Origin of the sequence: Phyllobacterium sp. YR620, assembly GCF_900104165.1 — a bacterium.
Classification (GTDB): Bacteria; Pseudomonadota; Alphaproteobacteria; order Rhizobiales; family Rhizobiaceae; genus Phyllobacterium; species Phyllobacterium pellucidum.
Genome location: NZ_FNJP01000006.1, coordinates 67,237 through 88,772 on the forward strand (window position 1 = coordinate 67,237; position 21,536 = coordinate 88,772).

23 protein-coding genes are annotated in these 21,536 nt (G+C 57.9%); 4 read left to right on the plus strand and 19 right to left on the minus strand.

Annotation, left to right across the window (positions count from 1 at the left end):
• Positions 1–120 precede the first annotated feature (120 nt).
• The 5 genes from BLR72_RS18600 to BLR72_RS18620 all read right to left on the minus strand — a co-directional run bounded on the left by BLR72_RS18600 (position 121) and on the right by BLR72_RS18620 (position 4,819).
• Positions 121–975, minus strand: a complete 855-nt coding sequence (locus tag BLR72_RS18600) for a transporter substrate-binding domain-containing protein (RefSeq protein WP_091950955.1) — start codon at positions 973–975, stop codon at positions 121–123.
• A 33-nt stretch (positions 976–1,008) separates the two neighbouring features.
• Entirely contained in the window at positions 1,009–1,791 is a 783-nt protein-coding gene (locus BLR72_RS18605; protein ID WP_091950957.1) for an ABC transporter ATP-binding protein, read from the minus strand.
• Positions 1,788–2,507 (minus strand): ABC transporter permease, encoded by a 720-nt coding sequence (locus BLR72_RS18610; protein WP_091950959.1) that lies wholly within the window; start codon positions 2,505–2,507, stop codon positions 1,788–1,790. Before BLR72_RS18610 ends, BLR72_RS18605 begins: the two co-directional genes overlap by 4 nt.
• Positions 2,507–3,226 carry an ABC transporter permease gene (locus BLR72_RS18615; RefSeq protein WP_091950961.1) on the minus strand — a complete coding sequence of 240 codons (720 nt, stop codon included), beginning with the start codon at positions 3,224–3,226 and terminating at the stop codon, positions 2,507–2,509. The genes BLR72_RS18610 and BLR72_RS18615 overlap by 1 nt, the downstream gene beginning before the upstream one ends.
• Positions 3,227–3,394: 168 nt before the next feature.
• Positions 3,395–4,819, minus strand: coding sequence for a M20 family metallopeptidase (locus BLR72_RS18620; protein WP_091950963.1), 1,425 nt, complete (start codon positions 4,817–4,819; stop codon positions 3,395–3,397).
• A 163-nt stretch (positions 4,820–4,982) separates the two neighbouring features.
• Here BLR72_RS18620 and BLR72_RS18625 point away from each other — a divergent pair, with 163 nt between their 5' ends.
• A complete protein-coding gene (locus tag BLR72_RS18625) occupies positions 4,983–5,615 on the plus strand; it encodes a GntR family transcriptional regulator (RefSeq protein ID WP_091923248.1) in 633 nt (210 codons plus the stop codon).
• 27 nt (positions 5,616–5,642) lie between these two features.
• Here the strand turns inward: BLR72_RS18625 and BLR72_RS18630 are convergent, their stop codons facing one another.
• From BLR72_RS18630 to BLR72_RS18660, 7 genes are all read right to left on the minus strand, one after another.
• Positions 5,643–5,972 carry a cupin domain-containing protein gene (locus tag BLR72_RS18630; RefSeq protein ID WP_244506754.1) on the minus strand — a complete coding sequence of 110 codons (330 nt, stop codon included), beginning with the start codon at positions 5,970–5,972 and terminating at the stop codon, positions 5,643–5,645.
• A gap of 12 nt (positions 5,973–5,984) precedes the next feature.
• Entirely contained in the window at positions 5,985–6,740 is a 756-nt protein-coding gene (gene kduD / locus BLR72_RS18635) for a 2-dehydro-3-deoxy-D-gluconate 5-dehydrogenase KduD (protein WP_091950967.1), read from the minus strand.
• Positions 6,737–7,579, minus strand: coding sequence for a 5-dehydro-4-deoxy-D-glucuronate isomerase (gene kduI / locus BLR72_RS18640; RefSeq protein ID WP_091950968.1), 843 nt, complete (start codon positions 7,577–7,579; stop codon positions 6,737–6,739). Before kduI ends, kduD begins: the two co-directional genes overlap by 4 nt.
• A gap of 31 nt (positions 7,580–7,610) precedes the next feature.
• A complete protein-coding gene (locus tag BLR72_RS18645) occupies positions 7,611–8,348 on the minus strand; it encodes an ATP-binding cassette domain-containing protein (RefSeq protein WP_027232130.1) in 738 nt (245 codons plus the stop codon).
• A complete protein-coding gene (locus BLR72_RS18650) occupies positions 8,348–9,367 on the minus strand; it encodes an ABC transporter permease (RefSeq protein WP_175492406.1) in 1,020 nt (339 codons plus the stop codon). Before BLR72_RS18650 ends, BLR72_RS18645 begins: the two co-directional genes overlap by 1 nt.
• A 70-nt stretch (positions 9,368–9,437) precedes the next feature.
• Positions 9,438–10,388 carry a sugar ABC transporter substrate-binding protein gene (locus tag BLR72_RS18655; RefSeq protein ID WP_091950970.1) on the minus strand — a complete coding sequence of 317 codons (951 nt, stop codon included), beginning with the start codon at positions 10,386–10,388 and terminating at the stop codon, positions 9,438–9,440.
• A 124-nt stretch (positions 10,389–10,512) separates the two neighbouring features.
• Positions 10,513–12,033 carry an aldehyde dehydrogenase family protein gene (locus BLR72_RS18660; RefSeq protein ID WP_091950972.1) on the minus strand — a complete coding sequence of 507 codons (1,521 nt, stop codon included), beginning with the start codon at positions 12,031–12,033 and terminating at the stop codon, positions 10,513–10,515.
• 119 nt (positions 12,034–12,152) lie between these two features.
• Between BLR72_RS18660 and BLR72_RS18665 the strand changes: the two genes are divergently transcribed.
• Positions 12,153–12,869 carry a GntR family transcriptional regulator gene (locus tag BLR72_RS18665; protein WP_027232134.1) on the plus strand — a complete coding sequence of 239 codons (717 nt, stop codon included), beginning with the start codon at positions 12,153–12,155 and terminating at the stop codon, positions 12,867–12,869.
• Between the two features lie 72 nt (positions 12,870–12,941).
• On the opposite strand, the gene BLR72_RS18670 is transcribed toward BLR72_RS18665, so the two are convergent.
• The 6 genes from BLR72_RS18670 to BLR72_RS18695 form a co-directional block, all read right to left on the minus strand.
• Positions 12,942–13,454: a pyridoxamine 5'-phosphate oxidase family protein gene (locus tag BLR72_RS18670; protein WP_244506755.1), complete on the minus strand. Its 513-nt coding sequence runs from the start codon at positions 13,452–13,454 to the stop codon at positions 12,942–12,944.
• A gap of 95 nt (positions 13,455–13,549) precedes the next feature.
• Positions 13,550–13,732 (minus strand): hypothetical protein, encoded by a 183-nt coding sequence (locus BLR72_RS18675; RefSeq protein WP_091950974.1) that lies wholly within the window; start codon positions 13,730–13,732, stop codon positions 13,550–13,552.
• A 50-nt stretch (positions 13,733–13,782) separates the two neighbouring features.
• Entirely contained in the window at positions 13,783–14,187 is a 405-nt protein-coding gene (locus tag BLR72_RS18680) for a VOC family protein (RefSeq protein WP_091950975.1), read from the minus strand.
• The gene (locus tag BLR72_RS18685) at positions 14,184–14,648 is read right to left on the minus strand and encodes a helix-turn-helix transcriptional regulator (protein ID WP_244506756.1); all 465 of its coding nucleotides are present in this window, start codon (positions 14,646–14,648) and stop codon (positions 14,184–14,186) included. The genes BLR72_RS18680 and BLR72_RS18685 overlap by 4 nt, the downstream gene beginning before the upstream one ends.
• A gap of 104 nt (positions 14,649–14,752) precedes the next feature.
• The gene (locus BLR72_RS18690; protein WP_091950977.1) at positions 14,753–15,922 is read right to left on the minus strand and encodes a PAS domain-containing sensor histidine kinase; all 1,170 of its coding nucleotides are present in this window, start codon (positions 15,920–15,922) and stop codon (positions 14,753–14,755) included.
• 3 nt (positions 15,923–15,925) lie between these two features.
• A complete protein-coding gene (locus tag BLR72_RS18695; protein WP_091950978.1) occupies positions 15,926–16,714 on the minus strand; it encodes an alpha/beta fold hydrolase in 789 nt (262 codons plus the stop codon).
• 1,033 nt (positions 16,715–17,747) lie between these two features.
• Between BLR72_RS18695 and BLR72_RS18705 the strand changes: the two genes are divergently transcribed.
• Together BLR72_RS18705 and BLR72_RS18715 are read left to right on the plus strand one after the other, a co-directional pair.
• Entirely contained in the window at positions 17,748–19,148 is a 1,401-nt protein-coding gene (locus BLR72_RS18705) for an amidase (protein ID WP_091951294.1), read from the plus strand.
• A 1,203-nt stretch (positions 19,149–20,351) separates the two neighbouring features.
• On the plus strand, positions 20,352–20,543 hold the full coding sequence (locus BLR72_RS18715) for a hypothetical protein (protein WP_091950984.1): 192 nt from the start codon (positions 20,352–20,354) through the stop codon (positions 20,541–20,543).
• A gap of 328 nt (positions 20,544–20,871) precedes the next feature.
• Here BLR72_RS18715 and BLR72_RS18720 read toward each other — a convergent pair whose 3' ends face one another.
• Positions 20,872–21,318, minus strand: a complete 447-nt coding sequence (locus BLR72_RS18720; protein ID WP_091950986.1) for a GFA family protein — start codon at positions 21,316–21,318, stop codon at positions 20,872–20,874.
• Positions 21,319–21,536 lie beyond the last annotated feature (218 nt).

Genomic DNA, 21,536 nt, shown 5'->3' on the forward strand with positions numbered 1-21,536 from the left:
CATCCTGCGGATCGCAGATTAATTGCCACGGCAAGTGGCGCCTCGCAAAGTGACGCGAATTCGGTTGATGTGCGGCCGCGGCCAGGTTCATCTCCCGCCGCGGCGCAGACTTGCCGGTGTTTAAAGCGGTGTGACGTCGAACCCGAACCACTTCTGCGATAGCGACTTTATCGTGCCATCGGCCTTGGCGGCGTCGATTGCTTCGTTGAACAGCGCCTTTAGTTCAGGTTCGTTCTTGCGCAGACCAACCGAGCTTCCTTTACCGAGGAAGCCGCCCTGGAAGCGGGGACCTGCAACGGTCATTTCCTCGTTCCCGGGCTTGGCGGAAGCGGTGGTCAGATACGCCATCGATGCCATCACCAGATCGACGCGGCCGGCGGCGAGATCAAGGTCATGCTGTTCGGTGGTCTTGTATTCGCGCACCTCGACGACGCCCTTGAGATATTTGTCGACGAAGGTAGCGCCTGTCGATGCGGTCTGGACACCGATGATCTTGCCCTGCAAAAGCGGCTTCAGTTTTTCGAGCGCTTCAACCGCGCCTGCCTCGTTGGAAGCCAGCGAGAATACCTTGCCCTTGAGATCCATTCCTGCCAGCGGACTTGACTTCAACGTCGCAAATGCCTGCCCGGTCGAGCCGTACGACTGGCTGAAATCGATGACTTCCTCGCGCTTTGCCGTTGCCGACATGCCGGAGATGATTGCGTCGAACTTGCCGGCATTGAGAGCCGGGATCATGCCGTCGAAATCCTGAACGACGATCTTGCACTCAACCTTCATGTGGTCGCAAAGATACTTCGAGAGTTCAATCTCGTAGCCATCGAGCGTGCCATCGGGATTGGTGAAATTGTAGGGCTTGAACGCGCCTTCGGTCGCGATCGTAACATGCGTCCATTTCTTTTCTTCGGCGTGGGCGCCGGAGGCAAGGACGAGAGCTGAAAGCGTCAGTGCCTTCAGAAAGACGGTCAGTTTTTTCATTCGAGGTATTCCCCTTGGTTTGCGACTGGTGGTTCAGCCTTGGATAAACTGTTTGAAACGATCGGACTTGGAGTTGCCGAACACCTGTTCCGGTGTCCCCTCTTCCTCGATCAATCCTTTGTGGAGAAAAATGACGCGGCTCGAGACATCGCGCGCGAAACCCATTTCATGCGTGACGACGAGCATGGTGCGACCCTCTTCAGCAAGGCCTCGCATCACGCGCAGCACTTCGCCGACAAGTTCGGGATCGAGCGCCGACGTCGGTTCATCGAACAGCATGATCTGCGGGCGCATGGCGAGCGAGCGGGCAATGGCGGCACGTTGCTGCTGGCCTCCGGAGAGATGCGAGGGATAGTGATTGCGCTTGTCGGCGATCCCGACCTTCGCGAGCAATGCCTCGGCTTCTTCGATGCACTCCTTGCGCGGTCGCTTCTGCACGTGGATGGGCGCTTCGATCACGTTTTCGAGGATCGTCTTGTGCGACCAGAGATTGAAGCTCTGGAACACCATGCCGAGACGTGAGCGCACGCGCTCGACCTGGGCCTGATCGGCGGGACGGCTTTTGCCGTCACGCATGCGCTGCATGAGGATCGTCTCCGAGCCAACGGTTACTTCGCCCGAATCCGGAACCTCAAGCAGGTTGATGCAACGAAGCAGAGTGGACTTGCCGGAACCCGAGGAACCCAGAATCGAGACCACCTCGCCTTCATTGGCGGTAAGGCAGATTCCTTTCAGGACCTCGGCGTCACCGAAACTCTTGTGCAGGTCATTGACACGAAGCGCCAAGGGCGTGGCCGGATGTGACTGAGCGTTCATTTGGCTTCTCCTGGAACCGGCGTCATCATCCGGGGAGCGCGAAGGTGGGGACTGAGCAGGTGCTCGACGAATTGTACGAGGCGCGTCAGCATGAAGTTGATGGCGAGGTAGATCAGGCCGGCGACGATAAATACCTCGATGGCGCGATAGCTCTCGGAGATGATCTTCGCGGCAACGCCGGTGACTTCCATCAGCGTGATGATCGATGCAAGCGACGTCGCCTTGACCATGGAAATCATTTCATTGCCATAGCCCGGCAGCGCCTGCCTGATTGCCAGCGGCATGACGATGCGCCGGAAGATCATGAGGCGTGGCATGCCGCAGGCGCGGGCGGCTTCGATCTGTCCATGCGGAACGGACAGGAGCCCGCCGCGAATGATCTCGCTGGCATAGGCGGCTGTGTTCAGCGTCAACGCGATGACGGCGCACCAATAGGGCTCACGCAAGATTGGCCACAGCACCGTATGCCGAACCGCCGGAAACTGGCTAAGGCCGTAGTAGATGAGGAAAATCTGAACGAGAAGCGGCGTGCCGCGGAAAACGAATACATAGGTTCTCGCAAACCAGTCCAATACGGTGACACCCGAAAGCCGGAACAGCGCCAATGCAAGGGCGACGAACGCACCGAGGAAAATCGCCGTCGCCGCAAGCTGGAGCGTCAGGGGTATAGCCTTGACGAGGCTGACGAAGGTCTCGAGCATAAATGACCAATCCATCAGCCTCTCCTCACGCCGCGTGAGAAATGCCGTTCCGACCGCTGCAAGACGGCGCCCGAGAGTGTGGAGATCATGAGATAAATGCCGCCGGCAACGATGTAAAAATTGAACGGCATGCCCGTTGAGCCCGCACCGATTTGCGCCTGGCGCAGAAGTTCGACGACACCGGTGATCGAGACGAGCGCCGATTCCTTCAAGACCACCTGCCAGACATTGCCCATGCCGGGAAGTGCATGGCGCAAGGTCAGCGGCGCGATGATGCGTCTGAAGCGCAGCGGCCGCGACATGCCGCAGGCGATGGCGGCTTCGATTTCGCCGCGGTGCACCGCTCTGAAAGCGCCACGATAGACTTCAGTTTGCTGGGCGCCTGAGGTGATCCCGACCGCGAGCGCACCAGCAAGGAAGCCGGGAAAGCCGATAAAGCCTTCGGAACCGAGGAACCGGCCGATCGCCGTCACGGCCGCGCTGCCGCCGAAATAGAAGAGATAGATCACGAGAAGGTCGGGAATACCGCGCAGCACCGTCGTATAACCATCGGCGAGCACCCGTATTGTCCTGCCACCGGAAATCTTGGCCCATGCGCCGAATGTGCCGATGACCGAGCCGATCATAAAGCCGCTTATGGCGATGAGGATCGTCATCACGGCGCCGGTGAGGAGTGCAGCACCCCATCCTCCAGGTCCAAAGCTGATGACGTCCAGGAAGCTTGGCTGGTTCATAGCCTACGATCCGGCTTCAGGGGAAAGGTTGAAGAGCATTTCCTTGATCTGTTCCTTGAGCGTTCAGTTTCCGGGGAGTGCCGGCGAAAGACGAGCTTGCTCGACTTTCGCTGCGACAACTCGCTGATACGGCCCGTCAGCTGCTGTCGATCCCATGCGAAGGCCGTCTCAGACATCCGTGTTCTCCGGCAAGGGTGGCTGAACGTCATCGGTAATCGGATTGACGAAAGGCTTTCCCTCGAGGCGGTTGCGATGGTCGGCCTTGGCGGCATCAATGAGATCCCGGTTGGCGAGGAGGTCGATGGCCGTGCCCGCCATCACTTTCGCCGCGTGTTCCATGCCCTTGTGAGCCGCTGGCAGCTTGCCTTGCGCTACAAGCTGCCAAGAGTGCCCCGGCGTGCCAATGGCATAGGTCGCGCCGCGCATCTGGACTGTCGGAACGACCCAGCTTACCGTGCCGACATCCGTTGAGCCGACAATCGCGCCGTCGCCGCTTTCGGGCGGAAAGATGCTGTCGCACAAGGCTTGGCCCTTCTTCGGCGTGACGTCAAACCGCTTGTACGAGGATGCAATGTCTTCTTGCGAGAACGTCTCCTGAAATTTCCGTGCGATGGCATGGTCGTGCTCGTCGAAGGCAGGCGGGCCGAGACGCTCGAGGTGCGAATGCATTAGAGCTTCGAGCGGGGTGTTGCCGACCAGATTGGCGTCGCCGCTGATGATGCGGCTGCGAACGGTGGTCTCGGTCATCAATGCGGCGCCGTCGGCAACCTTCTTGACCCGCGCCACAAGGCCGTTGAGTTCCGGAAGATCGCGGGCCCGCACAAGATAGCGCACCGTTGCCCGGGCCTGGACGACATTCGGGGCGGAACCGCCCGTGTCTGTAACGGCGTAGTGGATGCGGGCGCTAGACGGCATATGTTCGCGCATGTAGTTAACACCAACATTCATCAATTCCACGGCATCGAGAGCGCTGCGGCCAAGATGCGGCGTTGCGGACGCATGTGAAGCACGACCGCTGAAGTGAAAATTGATCTCGTTGCAGGCAAGCGAGATCGGGTTGTTCACACCGGCAAACGCAGCAGGATGCCAGGAAATGGCAATGTCCACGTCGTCGAAGACGCCGGCGCGCACCATGAAGCCCTTGGACGAGCCACCCTCCTCGGCTGGGCAACCGTAGTAGCGGATACGGCCCTTAAGGCCGGTGCGCGCAAGGTAGTCCTTCACCGCAGCAGCCGCCAGCATCGAGCCGGAACCGAGTAGATTGTGGCCGCAGCCATGACCATTGCCGCCCGGTACGACAGGTTGCTCTTCCGCGAGGCCAGCGACCTGGCTTAATCCGGGCAGCGCGTCGAATTCACCGAGAATGGCGATGACCGGGCCGTCCTCGCCTGCTTCGCCCATGACAGCAGTCGGTAAGCCTGCAACGCCGCGCGTAACGCGAAAACCTTCGCGTTCGAGGAGGTCTGCATGCTCGTTCGACGAGCGAAACTCTTCGTAGTTGGTTTCGGGCATCTCCCAGACGCGATCGCTGAGTTCAAAAAACGCAGCGCGCTTGGCTTCGACGATTTCCCAGACTTCTGCCGAATTCTTCATGATTTCCCGATTGGTCGTTTTATGTTAGTAACCAAAATTGGCACCAATTTAGACGCAAATATTTTTTACGCAACCTCTGTGTAAAATTATTTGTCTGGCGTACATCTCGCGGGTGGGCCGCTAACTCTAAGAGGCTCGCATTCGATGGAATTTGGAGAGACGAATGAGTGAAGCAAGAGCCAAGCGAAAATCACAACTCAAATCCGTCGATGTTACCGACTCTATCCTGCACGACATTCTCGCCGGTGTTTTGGCGCCGGGTGTCTGGCTGAAGCAGATCGACCTCGAGCAGCGCTATCAGAGCACCAGGCCGGAAGTACGGCGTGCACTCGATCGTCTGGTGCAGAAGCGGCTTGTCGAGCACGTCCCGAACCGCGGTTATCACGTATTCGAACCGGATGGTAAGCAGGCGAATGAAGTAAGCGACATTCGCGTCATCCTTGAAACGGCTGTGGCGGACAAGATCGTTGCAAATGCCTCGGAGTTGACGACGAAAAAACTTCGCGACCTCGCACACCGTTTTGACGATCTCATCATGAACGGAACGATGATCGAGCTCTACGAGGCCAACCTTACCTTTCACCGCGAACTGCTGGCGCTGTGCGGCAACAGTGAACTGGTGAACCTCGTTACCGAGATCCGCCAAAGGACGTCGTCAGCGCCGGTGTCACAATGGAAAACACGCGCGCGGATCGAACAGTCGTCACGCGAGCATCACCAGATGATCGACGCTCTCGAAGCGAAGGACATTGAAGATCTGAAGCGCGTTATCATTGTTCATATAAGGCAGGTTTGAACCGGCCGTCTGGCACGGCGGGACGCGCTACAGAAAATCGTCACGCCGCGGCGTGAACGTATCGATCAGCAATCCATCCTCGAGCGCAACGACGCCGTGGACGAGATTGGGGGCAACGATGAAACTGCTGCCGGCAGGCAGTGCCGTGGTCACGCCGTCGACGGTCACCTCGAAGGCACCCTCGGCCACATAACTCACCTGCGTATGCGGATGGGAATGGAGCGCGCCGATCGCGCCTTTGTCGAAGCTGAAGGCGACGAGCATCATTTCGGGACGATGCGAAAGAACGGCGCGACGATTGCCCGGCGAGGTTTCCGTCCAGACCAGGCCGTTAGGCAATGTGTAGTGATCGGACAATGATACCTCCATTTATCGCGCCAGCCATCCGCCATCGACGGGTAGGATCGCGCCATGCACATAGTCGGATGCGCGGGATGCGAGAAAGACGGCCGCTCCGGCCATATCATCCGCCCGAGCCCAGCGTCCGGCCGGAATGCGTTTCAGGATATCGGCATTGCGTGTGGCATCCGCCCGCAGCGCAGTCGTGTTGTTGGTCTCGACATAGCCGGGAGCAATTGCATTGACGTTGATGCCATGCGCCGCCCACTCATTGGCCATCAGCCGCGTCAGGCCTGCAAGGCCGCTCTTTGCTGCCGTGTAGGATGCAACACGAATGCCACCCTGGAACGACAGGAGCGAGGCAATGTTGATGATCTTGGCCGGTAACTTCTCAGCCATCGCCATCCTGGCAAACGACTGGCAGAGAAAGAATGCCGACTTCAGGTTGGTGTCCATGACGGCATCCCAGTCTTCCTCGGTAAAATCGATCGTATCAGCCCGGCGGATGATCCCGGCATTGTTGACGAGAATGTCCGGGCGCTTACGAACGGCGGCAGCCCGCCCGATGACGGCGCGCACCTCATCCATCTTGGAAAGGTCTGCCAGAAGCGGATGAAACGCCCGGCCACCGGCCGTGACGAGGGACGCCGTTTCTTGCATCGGCGAGCGGCCAACGCCGATAATGTCGGCGCCGGCACCAGCGAGACCGACGGCAATGGCTTGGCCGATGCCCGTGTTGGCCCCCGTGACGATGGCGCATCTGCCAGAAAGATCGAACGGATTCATCTCAGACTTTCCATCGGTATCTTGTCCATGTCGGTGAAGCTCATGTTATCGCCAGCCATCGCCCAGATGAAGGAGTATCGACCGGTACCTGCGCCGGAGTGGATGGACCACCCCGGCGACAGCACGGCATCATGGTTTTTCAGCACCAGATGCCGCGTTTCATGCGGTTCTCCCATGAAATGGAAGATGCGGGTCGACTCTTCCATGCCGAAATAGAGATAGACCTCCATGCGCCGGTCATGCACATGCGCGGGCATGGTGTTCCAGACGGAACCCGGCTCGAATGCCGTGAGGCCTACCAGGAGTTGGCAGCTTTCGCAGACATCCGGATGCACGTACTGGTTGATCGTGCGTGCGTTCGCTTCTTGGGCCGAGCCCGTGCGCACCTTCTTGGCCATTTCCGGCGTGATCAGCACGGTCGGGCAAGCACGATGTGCAGGTGCGCTCAGGAGATAGAATTCGGCGGGACTGGCCGGGTCGTCGCTGCGAAACGACAGCATTCCCTGTCCCATTCCGACATAGAGCGCATCCTGAAAGCCAAGCGGATAGTCGACGACGCCGACAGTGACCGTGCCCTTGCCACCAATGTTGAGGATGGCGACTTCGCGCCGCTCGAGGAACTGGCTGGTGCCGGTTTCCTTTACCTGGTCGACCACAAGATCTTCTGCGAGCGGGACGACACCCCCGACAATCATCCGGTCGAGATGGCTGTAGGTAAGATTGACCTCACCTTTCGAAAAAAGCCCTTCAATCAGGAAGCCTTCGCGCAGGCCTTTCGTGTCGCGCCTGGCAGCATCTTCTGGACCAACGACCTGGCGCACATTTACGGAAATTGTCACAGCATTTGCCTCTTGGCTTTTGGTGAAAGGGTCACGTGAGGACGACATATTCGGTGAGTTGGCTGATGCTGGTGTCTGCCTTATTGACATCGAACACCTTGGTACCATGGCTCATGATTACAAAGCGATCGCAGACCTGGTAGGCATGGTAGAGATTGTGCGTCACCAGCACGCTCGACACGCCCTCGGCTTTCAGCTTCAGCACCTGCGCCAACAGGGCCTCGGTTTCGCGCACCGACAATGCCGAGGTCGGTTCATCGAGAAGCAGCACCCGCCGTTTGAAAAAGACAGCGCGTGCGATGGCGACGGCCTGCTTCTGCCCACCCGAGAGGTCACCCACCAGCTTATCGGGAGAATCGATACCCGAGATGTGGACAGCCTTCTCGAGCACCTCCATGGCGATATCGCGCATCTCTGCCTGCTTCAGGAAGCCAAAGGCATTGGTGCGCTCGCGCCCCATGAAGATGTTGCGGGTGATCGAAAGCGAATCCACCAGCGCGGTATTCTGGTAGATCGTTTCGATGCCGGCATCGGCGGAATCGGACCGGCAGGTGAACAGCGTCTCGCGACCGTCGACGCTCAAGTGGCCGGAGGTCGGCTTGTGGATCCCCGAAATCAAGTTGACGGTGGTCGACTTGCCGGCGCCGTTGTCGCCCAGAAGCCCGACGACTTCGCTTGGGCCGATGTGGAAGCTGAGGTCCCGCAGCGCCGTCAGCGTGCCAAACGTCTTGGAGATATTGTGCAGTTCGAGAAGATGGGGCGCAAACATCATACGGCCCCCCGGCGTTCGATGAGATGGTTGAATGCGGCAGCGATCACGATGAGCGTTGCGATAAACATGTCGAGGTAGAAGCCAGGGGCCCGGAGGAGCAGAAGCACATCGGTGATCGTGTGGATCAGCATGACCCCGAGGAAGATGCCGATAATCGAGCCGCGACCGCCGCGCAGCGACAGCCCGCCGATGACGCACGCGGCAATCGCCTGAAGCTCGAGCCCGGCGCCCTGCCCCGGCTGGACGCTGCCCACGCGGGCCGTGGCGATGATGCCGGCAACCGCCGCCATGCCTCCGGCAATGGCAAAGGCGATCAACTTGACACGGTCAGTGTTTATGCCGATTGCCGTTGCAGCGGCGGGATTGCCACCGGTGGCAAAGACATGGTTGCCGAACTTGTGCCGGTGCAGCAGTAAATAGAAGCTGACAACGAACAGGATGATCCAGATGAACGCGGCATTAATGCCGAATAGCGTGCCTGCAAAGAGGCTCGAAAAGGCTGGTTCCGGATCGAAACGCACCTGGACGGCGCCGTTATAGAGCAGCACGGCGCCACGCCAGAAGAGCAGGCCGCCGAGCGTGACGATGAAAGACGGCAGGCCAAAGCGCAACGTAATCGTGCCGTTGAGAAGTCCGATCATCACCCCCAGCAGTATGCCGAGCGGTGCTGCGATAAAAGCGCTCAGGCCGCCATCGACGAGGCTCGCCATCAGGACCGCCGTCAAGGTATAGACGGAACCGATCGACAGGTCGAACTCGCCAGCAATCATCAGGATGCCGGCGCCCAATGCCAGGCAACCCAGCACCGGAATAGCCTTCATTAGGATGGTCAGGTTCTGCGGTGACAGGTAGCGGAAGTCGTCGGGAAAGGCGAGCGCGCCGGCGATGCAGGCGATCTGCAGGGCCGCGAAAACCAGGAGAATCGCGCCGGCCGGCATGGTCATGATGTGCTTCAGCAGCGATTGTTTTTTCGTGCGGGATTTGGGCACGGCAACGTCGGTCATGGCGTAGGTCACTGTCTTTACTCTGTTCCAGGGATCGAGGGGACCTTCCGGATTTTGGCCGGAAGGTCTTCAGGCGTGACGCTTATCGGTAGCTGCCGATCAGTGGCTTGACCGAACTGATGCGCGTCTTATCGAGGAAGGCGCCCTGGCCGGTGTCGACATCGGTCGGGGTCAGACCGTATTTTTTCGCCAAAGCGATCTGGGCGATCGGATAGTAGCCCTGCAGGTACGGCTGCTGGTCCATCGTCGCGAACATTGCGCCGGATTCGACCGCGTTGACGATTTCAACGGCGAGATCGAAACCGCCAAAGGGAATCTTGACGCCGGCATCCTTGATGGCGCCTGCGCCGACCGTCGACGTTACGGACCCGGTGCCGAACAGCGCCTTGACATTGGGATTGGCGATCAGGAACTGCGCGATGATGTTCTGGGCTTCGGCCGGATCAAGCCCGGAGCGAACCGTCTCCACCTTGATGCCTTTTTCCTTCATTGCCTTTTCGATGCCGCCGCCACGCGCGACGGCGAAACTCGCTTCAGGAATCTCGCGCGGATTGAAGACCACGTCGCCATCCTTGAGGCCAAACTGCTCGATCATGCGATTGCCAAGTTCATAACCAGAGGCGAATTCATTCATGCCGACATAGGCTTGGCGGCAATTGCCCTTGGCCCCGTCGAGATCGTCATTGTTGAAACCGATGACGATGATGCCGGCCTTGGCGGCGGCGCAGATGCTGGCATCGAAGGCATCCGAACTGGAAATTGCAACTGCAATGCCGTCGACCCCGCTGGCCGTGGCGCTCTCAATAAGGTCGTTCTGGCGGACCGGATCGTTATTGGCATATTGCACGTCGAGATCGACACCGAACTGTGCCGCGGCATCCTGTGCGCCTTTGACGACCGGGTTAAAGAACTGGACACTCGGATCAAGATAGATAATCATCGTGGCCTTGACATCGGCCGCTACGGCGGCGGACGTGAAGGCCATAGCTGCGCACGCCGCAAGCATTGCGGTTTTCAGTTTGGTCAATTTCATTTGCGTATCCTCCCTTTGGATGTGCAATCGGGGTCGAAAGACCCATGTCTCGGCTGGCGAGCTCCGACCAAAGATCGCGCCAGCCGAGATTTTCCTCCTCTGCCTCAGTTTCCGATGAGCAATCTCACCCGAACCAAGGATCCGGCCGGCCCAAGGTCACGTGAATGCCCTTGAACTGCGAATACTCGTCAAAACCGTAGCGGCCAAGCTCGCGCCCGAGCCCGCTTTTCTTGTAGCCACCGATCGGCAGCTCAGGCGCGCCGTCGATGACGCTGTTGATCCAGCAGCGCCCGGCCCGGATGCGCCGGATGCTCTGCAGCGCGTTTTCGAGATTGGTGGACCAGACGCTTGCCGACAGGCCGAACTCCGATGCGTTTGCCAAGGCGACGGCCTCGTCAGCTGTCTTGAACGTCAGCGTCGATAGAACCGGTCCGAAGATTTCCTCGCGGGCAATCGACATATCGGCGGTGACCCCGGAAAACACGGTTGGCGCGTAATAGAGCCCCGCGCCCTCCCCGACACGTGTGCCGCCGAGCAACAATTCGGCACCGTCAGCCTGCCCTGCCTCGACATAGGAATGCACCTTGGCGGCATGCGCCTCCGAGATCATGGCGCCGATCTTCGTTCGCTCGTTCAAGGGATCGCCGAAAGTAACCTTGCGGGAAATATCGAGCAGGCGATCAAGAAGCGCATCGCGGATACCTTCCTGCACCAGGAGTCGGCTTCCCGAAATGCAGCACTGGCCGGCATTGTGGTAAACGCCGTAGGCGATGCCGTCGGCCGCCGCCTCAAGGTCGGCATCGGCGAAGACGATCTGCGGCCCCTTGCCGCCGAGTTCAAGGCCAACGCGCTTGACGCTGCGGGCCGCGATCTCGCCCAGCTTCGTTCCAACACGAACCGAACCGGTGAAGGCGACCATGTCTGTGCCGGGATCTTCCGCCAAGACCTGGCCGGCAGGATCGCCGTAGCCGGTGACGACGTTGAAGACGCCGTCGGGAATACCGGCCTCGCGGGCGAGCTCCGCCATGCGGATCGATGTACCGGACGTAAATTCGGATGGTTTCAATACGACCGTGCAACCGCCGCCAATGGCCCATGGCACGCGCTCGGAGGCGATGATAAAGGGGAAGTTCCACGGCGTGATGATGCCGACAACGCCGACAGGTTCCCGCAGGACCAGGCCAAGGCGGTTGTCGCCGATATTATTGTGGGTCTGCCCTTCCAGTGCCCGCGCCTGCCCGGCCGCATAGGACCAGAGATCAGCACAGAAGGTGATCTCGCCCCGGGCCTGAGCAATCGGCTTGCCAACCTCCAGGCTTTCCATCAGGGCGATCTCTTCCACATGGGCTAGAATGAGCTCCGCCGTCTTGAACATCAGGCGCGATCGTTCGGCGCCGGACATGCGCGGCCATGGCCCGGTGTCGAAGGCCCGGCGGGCGGCCGCAATCGCTGCGCGAACATCGTCGGCAGAGGCATCCGGCCACGTGCCGACCACAACGCCGGCGTGGCCCGGGCTCACCCGATCTATCGTCTTGCCCGAGGCCGCATCAACAGACTTGCCGTCGACAAGCATCCGGTAGCGGGATTTACTCTGCAAACGCGGGTCACTAGAGTCGGGCGTTATGAAATTGGATTGTACCGTCATCAACCGACCGGATTTTAAAGCCCGGCTCCTCCATTTAGGCTCGGCGTATCGACCGCCGTGCCTGTACAGTCGTTAAGTTGTATGGTACTGTATGGTGGCTAAATGCAAATGTCAACGAGATGGCGGCGGCGAAAAGCATGAACCTTGAGACATTGAAAATCGAGCCCATGAGGATCGAGACTGGGGAAACGACCGCCGCGCAGGTGGAACGTGACTTGCGCGAGGCGATCATCCGTCTCGATCTCGCGCCGGGGTCACGCCTGTCCGAGCAGGAGATCGCGTCTCGTCTCGGCGTCTCTCGCCAGCCGGTCCGCGAGGCGCTGATTGCCCTTGGAAAATCAAAGCTGGTCGAAATCCGCCCTAATCGGGGAACCATCGTGGTCCGCATTTCGGCGCGTCAGATGATGGAAGCCCGCTTCGTGCGCGAGGCGATCGAGGTCGCCGTCGCCAGGCGGGCCAGCGAGAGTTTCGATACCTGGACGCGGCGAAAGATTGACAGCATCCTCGAGCGCCAGCGAATGGCGATGACCGGTCACGATCACAATGCGTTTCGCCGGGAGGATGAGCAGTTCCACATCGCTATTGCAGAGGGCGCCGGCTGTGGCCTCGCCTGGAACGCGATTTCAGACATCAAGGCGCATATGGATCGCGTCTGCAACCTGCAGCTTCGTAACCCAGCCTCTATGAACAACCTCATCGAGCAGCATGAGAAAATCGTCGCCGCGATCGACGCCCGAAACGCCGAAGCTGCAGCCAACGCCATGAGGGAGCATCTGAACGGCATTCTTAACGACCTGCCACAGATCGAAGCTGACAATCGCGAGCTCTTCGAATAGCGCCATAAACTGTGGCGCATCTCCGTAGGAAACGGAGCATGCGCCACAATTTCAATCTTAATTTACGCCAGGTCAGGTCAAACGGACCTCGGCGACATCGTCTTTGTAATCTTCCTTCGGATCGACGCCTAGCAGCATTTTGACGCCCGCGAGCAGACTGGATTCGTTGAGCCATATCTCGGCCCGCTCGGCGTCAAACCGCAATAATGTCAGCTTGGGATCGTCCTTGCCGCCTTCAAACCAAGCCGCCACGAACCGGTTCCATAGCCGGTCGATGGTTTCCCGATCGTTGAAGACTGTGAGCCCGCCGTGAACGGCTGCAAAAAGGTCGTTACCTTTCGCCGCGAAGGTCGCGACAGCTCTGCTCTCGCTCTGCAGGTTTTGTACGAGCGAATTTTCGGTCGAGGTGAAGAAGTAAATGGGACCGTGATCGCCTTCGAGTTGAGCGGTCATCGGACGAGTATGACTCTCTTCAACCCCCACCAATCCCAACATCATGGTCATATCGGATTTCAGGGATTTCCAGAATTTTTCCCGCAGTTCCGGTGCAGTTGGCATGTTGTCATTCCTTTCGACGATTGACATGCATAACTGCCGCGATTGCTAAAGGTTTCGCGATCGCACCATTATTTTCCCCCATCGTGCTGCACACCTGCCGCTTGCACCAGGATAAACCTCGCCTACCGCTGGAAGAACATATACAAGCCGCTGAACACAAGCAGAGCCAGCGGCACCAATGGAGCGTAAACGATCGCGAGCGGCGCTGGACGGAACGTCATCGAGACAAAATTCGCCAGAATGGTGAGGGTCAGCAGAATTCCGAGCCACCGATGGCTCTGGCGTATCCAGTAGTGCAAGATCATGAGAGCCTCCTTGAAAGAGCATCCAGGATGGAATGTGGCACATGGCAACCTCAACGAGCCTGGACCAGCTTCCAGCCATTGCCTGATGGATCGCGGAAGCTTGCATCCACGGAGCCGTATCGATCGATCGGTTCTTGGGTGAACTCGACCCCGCGCTTGCGCATGGCTTCGAATGCAGCCTGGCAATCGTCGACCACCAGAACCAACGGCGGCATCGCACCCTTGGCCACGGCTTCAGTCAGGCCCTGAGCCGTTGCGTCATCAACGGTCGGAGCCTGCGGACGGAACAGGCCCAACTGGAAGTCCGGCTGCTCGGGATGCTGCACGGTCACCCAGCGATAGTCGCCATTGCGCGCATCCGTGTGCACCCGAAATCCCAGCTTTTCGACATAGAACTGAAGCGCTTCGTCCTGGTCATGGACATAGACGCCGGCAACTTGAACACCATTTTTCATGAGTCATCTCCCTTTCGCCCGTCGTGCCTACCCTCTTTCGTTCGTCGGCGCTTCTCCGAAACTGCCATTTTGAGGTGCGGCCTTTGCGCGGCGCTCACGAAACAATGGGGAACCTCCTCGAGATCTCCGGGAACAAGCTGCATTCGTCGCCTTAGTTCGCTTGGGCTTTCACCGGTCACGTCGCGGAAGGTGCGTCCAAACGTTCCAAGACTGTTCCAGCCTGTCTGCAGCGCGATTTCGATGATGGGTGTGTCAGTATCCCGCAAGAGCGCTGCGGCGCGCTCGACCCGGCGCGTCAGCAGGTAACGATGCGGCGGTATGCCGAAGGCGTCCCGAAACGATCGCGCGAAATAGGCTTCCGAGGCGCCGCTGACGCTTGCCAACCGGGATATCGGCCAATCCTCGTGTGGCGCCGCGTCCATGTGGTCTTTGGCACGCAGCAGGCGCCGCAGCAGTTTCAAATCTCTATTCACGGAGTTCTTGACGATTTTTGTCGGGCGCATAGCCAATGAATGCATGGACTGACGACCGTTGACAATGATTGCGCCCTCGAAAGAGCGGCACTTCATTTTGTCGTCGGGCGTAGCGGCATCTGAAAGGTAAACCTCGTTTCGATGGAAGAAGAGGTTACGACAAGGGTGCCACCATGCGCCTTGGCAATTTCCGATGCGATATATAGTCCAAGCCCCAGGCCTTGTTGACTTGCGCGAACGCCACCACGAAAAAACGGCTGGAAAAGACGTTCCATCGCCTCTTGCGCTATTGGAACGCCGCTATTGGCGACGCTTATCTCCAAAACTCCCGATTTCGTGCCTGCTGAAAACCGGATTGGCCGGCTCGCGTCACCATAGGTAATCGCATTGCCGAGAAGGTTTGAAACCATCTGACCAATACGGTCCCTGTCGCAGTAAACTTTTTCGGTGATGTTGAAGTTCGTCTCAATGGAAATGCCGGGCGTTCCCAATTGGAGCTCTTCTGCAATCTGCTTGAGGACGGGGTCGAGCAGTTCGTCCGCATCAAGCCGCAGCGCGAAGCCACTGCCGAGCCTCCCTCGCGCAAAATCGAGCACGTTATCGATCAGGCCCGACATGCGCTGCACACTGCCTTGCATCAGGGTAACGATCGTCTGTGCCCTTGGGCTTAGGTCTTCTTGCAGGAGCATGCGCGAACCGCCCTCCATCGAAGCGAGCGGGTTGCGAAGATCATGCCCCAAAACCGCAATGAACTGTTCGCGCAACTCCGCTATTGCCAGTTCCTCGCTCAGACCTGCCTCCGCCAGCATCCGTTCGGAGATCGCTTCGCTTTTGGCACCTTCAGCGGCGATTCGCTTGTCGACCAAATCGCGTTCATAGCGGCGGCGTTGAGCAGCCGGGAAGATGACGACACGGGTAAACTGCAGGTTGCCATCGTCATCCCGCCGCTCTTTTGCGTTGGCAAGCACCGGCAGTTTCTTCCCGTCGCCGGTCACAAAATCGAAAGCGACCTCTTCAAGGAAACCTTGCATGCGCAACAGCGGCGAAAAATGCGTTTCGTAAAACATTCGTCCGGAAAGCGTCAAAAGTTCACTGAACTTCTTGTCGAGAAGGTCGAGCTGTGAAACTCCAATCCAACGCGAGAAGGTGAGATTGGACTTGAAGATTCTGCCGTCGGGGCGAAGCGACAAGTATCCGCACGGTGCGTTCTCGTACAGCTCCGCAAGATCTTCGGCGAATGTGCTATTGGGATCCTCGGGCACGGCTCACACAAACGCCTTGATGGCCGCAATGACTTCGCCGGGCGCACTCAGATTTGGGCAATGCCCCGTAGCGTTCAACATAACCAGTTGGCTTTGAGGAATGTGTTGCTTCACGTATTCGCCTACATTCTCTGAGGCGATAATGTCTTCCCGGCACTGAAGTATCAATGTTCGCGCTGTGACACGTTGAAGATCGTCGCGATTGTCCGACGTGAAAGTGACCCGCGCGAACTCCTTTGCAATGTCAGGGTCGGTTCTGCAGAAGCTGTTGGTGAGCTCTTCACCAAGTTCGGGTCTGTCCGGATTGCCCATAATGGCTGGGGCCATCGCCGCCGACCACCCAAGATGATTGTCCGCGAGGGACTCCAGCAACTCGTCGATCTGAGCACGACTGAAGCCGCCGACGTATTCACCGTCGTCGATGTAGCGGGGCGATGGGCCGACGAGGATCAAGCTGTCGAAAATCGCTGGGTCCTTGAGCGAGGCAATCACGCCGATCATCGCACTGACGGAATGCCCGACGAACACCGCATCCTTGAGTTCGAGTTCCTTGCCAATCTCGATAAGGTCGTCGGCGTATCCTTCGAGGGAAGCATATTTCGCGGAGCTGTAAGCGCCAAGATCGGAGCCACCGGCCCCGACATGGTCGAAAAGAATGGTTCTGAACGTGCTTCCGAAGGCAGGCGCCACCAACTTCCACATGTTCTGATCGCAGCCAAAGCCGTGCGCGAACACCATCGACCGTTCCCCGCCGCCGGATAGTTTGACATTGTTGCGCTCTAAAACGGACACCCGGGACTCCTGATTTCGCAAAACGAAGTTCGACTGTATGCTTTGAAAGCTCGAACACCTAACTGCTTCGCGCCGCAGCAGCTCTTTTTTCGCGCTTGGAGGCTTAGCCGGTGCGCGTATTATCTACGCCCCTCCGCTTCATGCTGCGCATGTATTGGCCCAAGGACACATCTCCTTCATTCTGAATGGAAGCTGGAAGGTGCCCCCGGCGGTCAAGGAAAGCTGAGATGGCGGCTTAGCGGCGACTTTGGTTGAGCTTCAACCTGCCGAGCGGCGGCCGATGATCGCTAGCATCTTCACTTGCCAGGCCAAATATTGCGTCGACGCGGCCTTCGCTTCGGCCAAAGCCCTGGCTTGGGGATACGCCAGAGTTTCTTATTCGCTGATGGCATCGCCGCCTGGCAGGATGCCAATTACCCGACTGAGACAAGTTTGACGAAATAGCCGGTCGAGTTCGTGAACTAATAGGGGTAGGCCTACATGGCTTCCCAACTTATGTGTCATTCTTCATTCCTTCACCGGTCGCCAGATGACGCGCTTCTTGTTGACGCGATCGCGGTCGTCTTCGTAGGGCATGACCTCGCAGTCTATGGAATTGCAGTCCCGACACCGGAAGGTGAGGCTTGGAAGTGTGCGGCCATGGCCGAGAACAGCGGCCAGGTCAGTCGCTGTGAAGGTCGCGACCTTATCACATTTTCGACAACCAACCCGCACGAACATGCCGTAGCGGGCCGCCTGCCCCAGATTCTTGATTGCCCTTGTCATGCGAACAAAAAGAGAACAAATTCCTCGAGCAAGTCAAGTGGGATGAACTAGTAATGCACCAGGGCAGCCCTGACATCCATACAAAAATGCCCAACTCGGGGGCTTCGCCGCATTGAAGCGACCTGCTGCAGAGCTGCCAGACCCGCTACAGGACATCCCAGCATGCCCATTTTTGCGACACACCACACCGAACGTTGGTATAGTGTTTTCGCTTGGACACTTTCAATCGGAGAATAGCGTCGTGGCAGGCGATATTGGTCTAACCGGCATGTCTGCCTGCGAGGTGGTCGATCTGTTAAATGGCGGTGAGGTAACGCCGCTCGACTGTCTCGATGCACTTGAGGTTCGCATTGCCGCCGTGGAGAACGTCGTCAACGCACTTCCGATCCTTTGTTTCGATCGCGCCCGCGATCGAGCCCGGCGCCTGCTCCAACAGCCTCTCGGGTGCCGCGGTCGTTTGGCGGGATTGCCTGTGCCGATCAAGGACTTGACAGACGTTTCCGGCGTTCGCAGCACTTATGGCTCGACAATATTTGCAGACCATGTTCCCGAACAATCCGACATTCTTGTCGAGAGGCTGGAGGCCGAGGGCGGTGTTGTTTACGCCAAGTCGAACACCCCAGAATTTGGTGCTGGTGGCAATACATTCAACGACGTCTTCGGGACGACATTGAACCCCTGGAATACCGGCCTGTCCGCTGCAGGCTCCTCGGGTGGGGCCGCCGTTGCTCTTGCCACTGGCATGGCCTGGGTCGCGCAAGGCTCCGACCTTGGAGGCAGCTTGCGCAATCCCGCAAGCTTCTGCGGCGTAGTGGGCCTACGCCCAGGCCCGGGCCGCGTTCCTCGCAGTGCACGATTCAAGATCGATGACCTGCTGAGCGTCAACGGTCCTATGGCTCGTAACGTCGAAGACACAGCGCTTTTGCTGGATGCGATGACCGGCGATAGCCCTGCTGACCCTCTGTCGTTACCGCGGACCGAGAGTTTCCTTGCCGCAGCGCGCTCCGGCTGGCGGCCGGTGCGGGTGGCCTTTTCGGCCGATCTTGGCATTACGCCCGTTGACCCGGAGGTCGCCTCGATCTGTCGCGCAGCAGCTGCAAGCTTGGCGGCAATTGGCACGCATGTTGAAGAGGCGCATCCCGATCTCTCGGAGGCCCATGACACGTTCAGCGTCCTGCGCGGCATGGCCTTTGCCATAAGTTACGACGCGCTTCTGGAACAACATCGAGCCAAAATGAAGCCCGAAGTCGTATGGAATATTGAAACGGGGCTCAGCTATTCGATGGCAGATATCGTACGAGCGGAAAATAATCGCGCGGCGATTTACCGAAGGATGCATGCCTTTTTCGAAACTTATGACCTGCTCCTTTGTCCGGCCACGATCGTTGCCGCGTATCCTGCCAGTGACAGATACGTGAAGGAATGTGCCGGCTATGCCTTTCCGAATTATTTCGAATGGCTGGCAATAGCCTACGCAATTTCCCTGACAGCAGCGCCGGCGCTCAGCCTGCCTTGCGGGTTCACCAAAGATGGACGTCCGGTCGGACTACAGATCGTCGGCCGCCCCCGCGCCGAGGGACAGGTACTTGCCGCCGCCCGTGCACTGGAACTCCTTCTGGACCTTCATCCGACGACCCCAATAGACCCACTACCGCCGCGCCATGTTTGATTTCATGAATGTCAGTCCGGAAGGCAGGTCTTGGCGCCAGGCAATAGCTGCACACCGATTGTTGATTACTGTTTGTATCCCTTTGCCTGCATGCAGCTATTGATCAGATTGGCTTCTTCCTTCCGTCTGGCAGAACTATCGGACGCCAAGGAAGCCGTTGCACTCGCGGCCTGATATTTGCACTGCACCATATCATTGTCTGCCGGAGTCGCCGGAGCCTCGCTATGGACCCACTTTTTTTCGGAAGAAGCACACGACGCGAGCACCATGAGCGGAACCACGATCAGCATGGTACGGCTCCGGGAAAGTTGCTTAGAAAACGTGTCGTTTGAATTTGTAACTGCATTGCGCATCGTTCGAATCCTCATTTTATGGGTCTATGCTGTGTACGAAGCCTCCCATTTGGTGGCCGACGCGGGTGCCAACACTATCGTATTTGCTGTTGATAGTCCCGTATTCGCTGCCGCTCACTAGCGGCATCTTCATACGCCACGTCTTTCCGAACGATGCATTACTTGCAAATGTGGCGATACCGCAGCATTTGTCTCTATCGCCTGCGTCTCATGGAACAGACAGGTTTGGCCCGCGTTCCCTCACTGAACCATTATTCATTTACGGTTCTAATGACGACGAGTGCGGCAGATATGTTTTCAGGCGGCTCGATCTTCTATCTCCTGACTGCGATGGCTCTCATTGTCGGAGCGTGGCTGTTTTTCATTTTACGCCAGCATATGAGATGATCGATCGGCATGAACAATAATAGAGCCTGGTATCTCCGGATTGCCGCTTTTGCCCTGATCCTGATCGTGTTCCTGGGCGCGAGCGTTTACTTCCTTCCGTCTTGAAGGGTGGAAAAAGCCGGATATTCAACATCAACACGTAATATTGGAAGGGGCGCGGTTTCGTAGGTGAATGCTGATGGAGGGTGTATACTGCTCAACGGAGGATATATGCTAAAAACCTATTATAATTGCCCTATTTCCGATGAACCTGTTCATGAAGTGCTACCCCGAGACGGCGATTTCGTTGAATTCTTCTGCCCGACCTGCGGACAGTTTCGGATTTCAAATAAATCGATCACATCGATGCGCCACAGATCGCGCGGCGAGAGAGAGGCCATGCTGACCGACGCCAGGCGCGATGCTCAAGGCGGAGATGGCATTCCGCTCATAAGAGACAGCCATTCACATGCGAGGAAAACAGATGACCAACGATAAGACGACTTCCACATGGAAGAACCGCCCTCCGGGCAAAATCGGAGAAACCTACACTGTCGATCACCTCATGGAAGCGTTTAACCTCAACAGGGATGATGCCGAACAGTTGATCATCAAATTCAATGGTGATTGCGAGCGGATCAATGCTTCGGTCAGCGCGCGAAAGAGACGCCGTTAGCCACATTTTTTCGAGCCCCTTTTGCTCACGCTAAAAAGGGCACAATCCTATGGCCTTACAGGCAAGACATTCTTTCGACTGAAATCAATCTCCTGTCACAAATGAAGGAAACCGATGACGCTATACCTATGGTATTTCATCGTTCTAGGCGGCCCCGTCTTATTGGGCGCCATCATCGCATTCGATATGATGAAGCGCAGGCAATCGGCCAAGCTTAACAACAGGCCTCAGGCCATGAAAAAGCTTTGTCCCGCGGAATAAGCCATTCGCTGATTTGCAGCCGCCACTTAAAAGCCCCCTTGCCTACCCGCGCACTTCCCGGAGGCTCTCACTTCTTCCGGTCACGCGGCGTGCCATAGGCCGCGTCGCGCGGTCGCGAGTACTGATCTATTCTTGGCAAGGTATCATCGAAGGCAATCCAGGGAAGCTTCAGCTGCCAATAAGTATGCGCAGTGGGGGCGAAATGTTCAGGATGATCGAAGAAGCCGATCGTCAAATATATCTCGCCGGCTATGCCCTCATCCTCATACCCGATTGAGGTGCCACAGGTACCGCAGAAGCTGCGCACTACCCCACTCGTTCTTGAGAAGGTCTTTGGTGGCTCATGCGTAAAGCGAAATTGTGCCGTTTTGTAACCCACCCAGATCGTCAGCGGTGATCCGATCGCGCGACGACAATCATCATCGTGATCGTAGCAGATCCAGAACGGTTCGCCCTCGGCCTCGGCGGTGACTTGCCCGCAAAAGCAGGCGCAGGTTTCCAGCCTTTGTGTCATTCATTTCGAACCAATTGCCTGAAATTTAGTTCCGCGTCGGTAAATTTGCATTTATACATTTTGGATCGATTGCCAAGAATTGGGACCCAGCGAATAAAGATTTGGTCTCGCGATGGTGTAGCATTATTTCGACGGCCGCTTGGCAACATGCACCACGTCGGGGGAGTCCATATGAAGAGCAGCGTCAGAGCCTGGTTTATCTTTGCTTTGGTTTTCAT

Bases quoted from the DNA above. Each gene is read 5' to 3' on its own strand.
- BLR72_RS18600 (WP_091950955.1), bottom strand. From the start codon at position 975: ATGAAAAAACTGACCGTCTTTCTGAAGGCACTGACGCTTTCAGCTCTC.
- BLR72_RS18605 (WP_091950957.1), bottom strand. From the start codon at position 1,791: ATGAACGCTCAGTCACATCCGGCCACGCCCTTGGCGCTTCGTGTCAAT.
- BLR72_RS18610 (WP_091950959.1), bottom strand. From the start codon at position 2,507: ATGGATTGGTCATTTATGCTCGAGACCTTCGTCAGCCTCGTCAAGGCT.
- BLR72_RS18615 (WP_091950961.1), bottom strand. From the start codon at position 3,226: ATGAACCAGCCAAGCTTCCTGGACGTCATCAGCTTTGGACCTGGAGGA.
- BLR72_RS18620 (WP_091950963.1), bottom strand. From the start codon at position 4,819: ATGAAGAATTCGGCAGAAGTCTGGGAAATCGTCGAAGCCAAGCGCGCT.
- BLR72_RS18625 (WP_091923248.1), top strand. From the start codon at position 4,983: ATGAGTGAAGCAAGAGCCAAGCGAAAATCACAACTCAAATCCGTCGAT.
- kduD (WP_091950967.1), bottom strand. From the start codon at position 6,740: ATGAATCCGTTCGATCTTTCTGGCAGATGCGCCATCGTCACGGGGGCC.
- BLR72_RS18645 (WP_027232130.1), bottom strand. From the start codon at position 8,348: ATGTTTGCGCCCCATCTTCTCGAACTGCACAATATCTCCAAGACGTTT.
- BLR72_RS18655 (WP_091950970.1), bottom strand. From the start codon at position 10,388: ATGAAATTGACCAAACTGAAAACCGCAATGCTTGCGGCGTGCGCAGCT.
- BLR72_RS18660 (WP_091950972.1), bottom strand. From the start codon at position 12,033: ATGACGGTACAATCCAATTTCATAACGCCCGACTCTAGTGACCCGCGT.
- BLR72_RS18665 (WP_027232134.1), top strand. From the start codon at position 12,153: ATGGCGGCGGCGAAAAGCATGAACCTTGAGACATTGAAAATCGAGCCC.
- BLR72_RS18670 (WP_244506755.1), bottom strand. From the start codon at position 13,454: ATGTCAATCGTCGAAAGGAATGACAACATGCCAACTGCACCGGAACTG.
- BLR72_RS18675 (WP_091950974.1), bottom strand. From the start codon at position 13,732: ATGATCTTGCACTACTGGATACGCCAGAGCCATCGGTGGCTCGGAATT.
- BLR72_RS18680 (WP_091950975.1), bottom strand. From the start codon at position 14,187: ATGAAAAATGGTGTTCAAGTTGCCGGCGTCTATGTCCATGACCAGGAC.
- BLR72_RS18705 (WP_091951294.1), top strand. From the start codon at position 17,748: ATGTCTGCCTGCGAGGTGGTCGATCTGTTAAATGGCGGTGAGGTAACG.
- BLR72_RS18715 (WP_091950984.1), top strand. From the start codon at position 20,352: ATGACCAACGATAAGACGACTTCCACATGGAAGAACCGCCCTCCGGGC.
- BLR72_RS18720 (WP_091950986.1), bottom strand. From the start codon at position 21,318: ATGACACAAAGGCTGGAAACCTGCGCCTGCTTTTGCGGGCAAGTCACC.